This is a genomic window from Massilia sp. CT11-108 (assembly GCF_047302915.1).
In the GTDB taxonomy this organism is placed as follows: domain Bacteria; phylum Pseudomonadota; class Gammaproteobacteria; order Burkholderiales; family Burkholderiaceae_D; genus Telluria; species Telluria orientalis.
The window spans coordinates 1-4,392 of the sequence record NZ_JBKYMO010000454.1 but is presented as its reverse complement, the minus strand read 5'-3'; the positions used below and the strand labels follow the sequence as shown (position 1 = coordinate 4,392).

The 4,392-nt window shown below is 67.7% G+C and carries 4 protein-coding genes; all 4 read left to right on the top strand.

Translation table 11 applies throughout. From position 1 onward, the window contains the following. Positions 1-466, top strand: a 466-nt coding sequence (locus ACEN88_RS25160; RefSeq protein ID WP_413344081.1) for a WD40/YVTN/BNR-like repeat-containing protein, incomplete at its 5' end; no start/stop codon positions are given. 21 nt (positions 467-487) lie between these two features. Then, positions 488-1,912 carry an aldehyde dehydrogenase family protein gene (locus tag ACEN88_RS25155; protein ID WP_413344079.1) on the top strand — a complete coding sequence of 475 codons (1,425 nt, stop codon included), beginning with the start codon at positions 488-490 and terminating at the stop codon, positions 1,910-1,912. A gap of 207 nt (positions 1,913-2,119) precedes the next feature. Continuing rightward, positions 2,120-3,139, top strand: coding sequence for a helix-turn-helix domain-containing protein (locus ACEN88_RS25150; protein WP_413344078.1), 1,020 nt, complete (start codon positions 2,120-2,122; stop codon positions 3,137-3,139). 78 nt (positions 3,140-3,217) lie between these two features. Further along, positions 3,218-4,392, top strand: a 1,175-nt coding sequence (locus ACEN88_RS25145; protein ID WP_413344076.1) for an aminotransferase class III-fold pyridoxal phosphate-dependent enzyme, incomplete at its 3' end; no start/stop codon positions are given.

The following is a 4,392-nucleotide window of genomic DNA, read 5'->3' as shown; positions in this document are numbered from 1 at the left end:
CGGCGGCCGCGCCGACCGCAACCTGCTGGCCGCGTTCGCCGATGCGCACGGCACGCTGTTCGTCGCGGCGGAGCGCGGCATGGTCTTGCGCACGAAGGACCGCGGCCGCTCGTGGGATTACCTGGACACCGGCTACAAGGGCTCGTTCTGGACCGGTGCCGCGCTGCGTGACGGCACCTTGCTCGTCGGCGGCCTGCGCGGCAGCATGTACCGCAGCACCGACGGCGGCGCGCACTGGCAGGCCGTCGGCAGCGGCGCGAAAAGTTCGGTGACCGGCATCGTCCAGACGCAGGACGGCACCGTGGAAGCGGTGGGCCTGGACGGCACGATGTTCGACAGCGGCGATGCCGGCGCAACGTTCAGGGCGCGCCAGCGCGGCGACCGCCTGTCGCTGACGAGCGTGGTCGCGGATGCCGGACGGGTGATCCGGTTTTCCAAGCGCGGCGTGGCGCGAGACGCACAATAATCAATCACTGGAGGAGTGGACATGAAGACGTATTCGATGATCATCGATGGCCAGACCGTCAACGCCGGCCCCACGCTGGCCATCATCAGCCCGGCGACGGGCGAACCGTTCGCGAAGGTGCACGACGCCGGCCCGGAACACGTGGACGCCGCCGTGGCGGCCGCACGGGCCGCGTTTCCCGCGTGGAGCGCGCTGCCGGACGCCGGGCGCAAGGCGAAGCTGCATGCGCTGGGCGACGCGCTGGAAGCGAACATGCCCGAGCTGATGGAACTGGTCACCCGCGAAACCGGCAAACCGCTGCGGGGCCTGAACGGCGTGGGCGCCGGCATGGAACTGGGCGGCGCCATCGCCTGGACCCACGTCACCGCCGACATCGACCTGGAACCGGAGGTCATCCAGGACAATGAGCAGGCGCGCGTCGAAGTGCATCGCAAGCCGCTGGGCGTCGTCGCATCGATCACGCCGTGGAACTGGCCGCTCATGATCGCGATCTGGCACGTCATCCCCGCGCTGCGGGCCGGGAACACCGTCGTGCTCAAGCCGTCCGAGTACACACCCGTTGCGACGGCGCGCTTCGTCGAGCTGGCGAACGCGATCCTGCCGCCGGGCGTGCTGAATCTCGTGACGGGTGGCGGTGCCGTCGGCGCGGCTTTGACGGGCCATCCCGACGTCGACAAGATCGTCTTCACGGGTTCGACGCGCACGGGCAAGCGCATCATGGAAACCGCGGCCGCGACGCTCAAGCGCCTCACGCTGGAACTGGGCGGGAACGACGCCGGCATCGTGCTGCCCGACGTCGACGTCAAGGCCGTGGCGCCGAAGCTGTTCGGCGTGGCGTTCCACAACAATGGCCAGACCTGCGCGTGCCTGAAGCGCCTGTACGTGCACGAGAGCCAATACGACGCGCTGTGCGCCGAACTGGCGCGGCTGGCCGGCGCGGTGAAGGTGGGCGACGGCCTGGAGCCCGGTACCGAACTGGGTCCCGTGCAGAACCGCGCGCAGCTCGACATCGTGCGCGAACTGCTCGACGATGCGCGCGAACACGGCGGCAAGGTGCTCGCCGGCGGCAAGGTGCGCGAAGGGAAGGGCTACTTCTTCGAGCCCGCCATCGTCGCCGGGCTGACGAACGGTGCGCGCCTCGTCGACGAAGAACAGTTCGGCCCGATCCTGCCGGTCATCAAATACAGCGACGTCGACGAGGCCGTGCGCCTGGCGAACGACAATCCGAACGGCCTGGGCGGTTCCGTCTGGTCGAGCGATCCGGCGCGCGCGGTCGAGATCGGCAAACGCCTGGAATGCGGCAGCGTGTGGATCAACGAGCATGGCGCCGTGCAGCCGGACGCGCCGTTCGGCGGCGTGAAGCAGTCGGGGATCGGCGTCGAATTCGGCAAGCACGGCCTGGCGGAATTCACCACGATCCAGACGGTCAAGATCATGAAATCCTGAACGATCGCTGTTCAACATTTCGCCCGCCGGGACGCATGCGCCCCGGCGGGCGTTGCGCTTGCGCGTTGCGCGCACGCGTCAGTTTTGGAGCATTTTTTGCGAAACATTACAGTCGAGCGAATCCGGCTGACACGCGCCCGCGGGTTTGCTAACATCTTAATGAAATCGGCCGGCTAGAGTCGATTCATCCACGCTTGGGAGGAGGCAATGAGCTCCGCGGAACAGCATTTCGGGACGGCCACGGCCGTGCCGCAGGTCGGCAATGCCATCAACGCTTGCCGCAAGACGGTCCACACCTCCAATCTCTGGCAGCACGAGCGCGTGCTGACCGGCTGGAACCAGGTCTACGACCAGCTCTCCAAGGGCCGCTTCAGCGGCCAGATCACCGAAGCCCTGATCGGCGACGTCCAGCTGTTCGAGGAAAAGACGTCGCAGGCCGTATTCGAAACTGGCCCCGGACGCACCGGCGTCGTGGCGCTGGGCGTGTTCGCTCACCTCGACGGCGAGGCGCGCTGGCGTGGCCACACGGTCGGCATGGACCACGTGACGGCGCTCAGCGATCACGCCACGCTGGAACTGAGCACCCCGCCGAACTGCACGATGTTGAGCGTCACGATGCCGGTGTCCATGCTGCCGGTCGAGGACGACCAGGTGCGGCTGGATGCCGCCGAATTACTGGCGAACGCCGCCAACCACGTCCACAATCCCGCGTTCGCCGCGATCCTGCGCCACCGTCTCAGCATCGCGCTGTTGACGATGACCTACCAGCCCTACCAGCTCGCGCTGACGGAGACACGCGACCAGCTGGTCAGCGAGCTGGTCGGCCTGGTCGACGAATACCTGGGCCTCGCCACCCACGGCGACGCCACGCCGGACGCGAAGAAGGCGCTGCACGTCGTGGCCAAGGCGCGCGAGTACATCGAGGCGAACCCGGACCGTCCCGTGACGGTGCTGGACCTGTGCGAACGCACCTTCACGTCGCGCCGCACGCTGCAATACTGCTTCACGCAGGTGATCGGCATGAGCCCGGCCGCCTACCTGAAGATCGTGCGCCTGAACGGCCTGCACCGCGACCTGATGAATTCGCGCGGCGCGAAGACCATCGGCGACATGGCGGCGCGCTGGGGCTTCTGGCATTTGTCGCAACTGTCGGTCGACTACAAGCGCCTGTTCGGCGAACTGCCGTCCGAGACCGTCAAGCGCGTGGGCGGCCGGACGTTCCAGTGACCGGTTTTGCCGGTTTTCGATAACGGACGCCGTGGCGTTTCCCTAGACTGGTTCCAAACCAGCAGAAGGGAGACGACCATGTACGAGCCGGCATACCAGTTCTGGCATCCGATGCTGCACCCGAACGAGATGAAGGTGCGCGAACCGATCCGCATCGTGCGCGGCGAAGGCTGCCACGTGTTCGACGACGCCGGCAACAGGCTGGTGGACGGCATCGCCGGACTGTGGAACGTGAACGTGGGCCACGGCCGGCCCGAGGTCAAACGGGCGATCGCCGCCCAGCTCGACGAACTGGAGTACTTCCAGATCTTCGACGGCCTCACGCACCCGCGCGCGGAAGAGCTGTCGAACCTCCTCGTCGACATGCTGGCGCCGGAAGGCATGAAGCGGGTGTTCTACAGTTCGGGCGGATCGGACGCCGTCGAGACCGCGCTGCGCCTCGCGCGCCAGTACTGGAAAGTCGCCGGCCAGCCGGAGCGCACCAAGTTCATCTCCCTGAAGCAGGGCTACCACGGCACCCATTTCGGCGGCGCCTCGGTCAACGGCAACCACGTGTTCCGGCGCAGCTACGAGCCGCTGCTGCCGGGCTGCTTCCACGTCGAGACGCCGTGGACCTATCGCAATCCGTTCACCGACGATCCCGACGAGCTGGCGCGCATCTGCGCGGCGCTGCTCGAGCGCGAAATCGTCTTCCAGGGGCCGGATACCGTCGCCGCCTTCATCGCCGAGCCGGTGCAGGGCGCGGGCGGCGTCATCGTCCCGCCGGCCAGCTACTGGCCGCTGGTGCGCGACGTCTGCGACCGCCATGGCGTGCTGTTCATCGCGGACGAGGTGGTGACGGGCTTCGGCCGCACGGGCGCCATGTTCGGCAGCCGGCTGTGGGGTGTCAAGCCCGACATCATGTGCCTGGCCAAGGGCATCACGTCCGGCTACTTCCCGCTCGGCGCGACGATGTTCAACGAACGCATCGTCGACGCCTTCGACGGCAACGCCGACTTCGCGGGCGCGATCTTCCACGGCTACACGTATTCCGGCCACCCGGTCGGCTGCGCCGCGGCGCTCGCGAACCTGAAGATCGTGCGCGACGAGAACCTGGCCGCGAACGCCGCACGCATGGGCGACTACCTGCTGGCGCGGCTGCAGCCGTTCGTCGACCGCTACGCCGTCGTGGGCGAGGTGCGCGGCAAGGGCCTGATGCTCGCCATCGACCTGGTCGCCGACAAGCGCACGCGCGAGTCGCTCGATCCCACGGC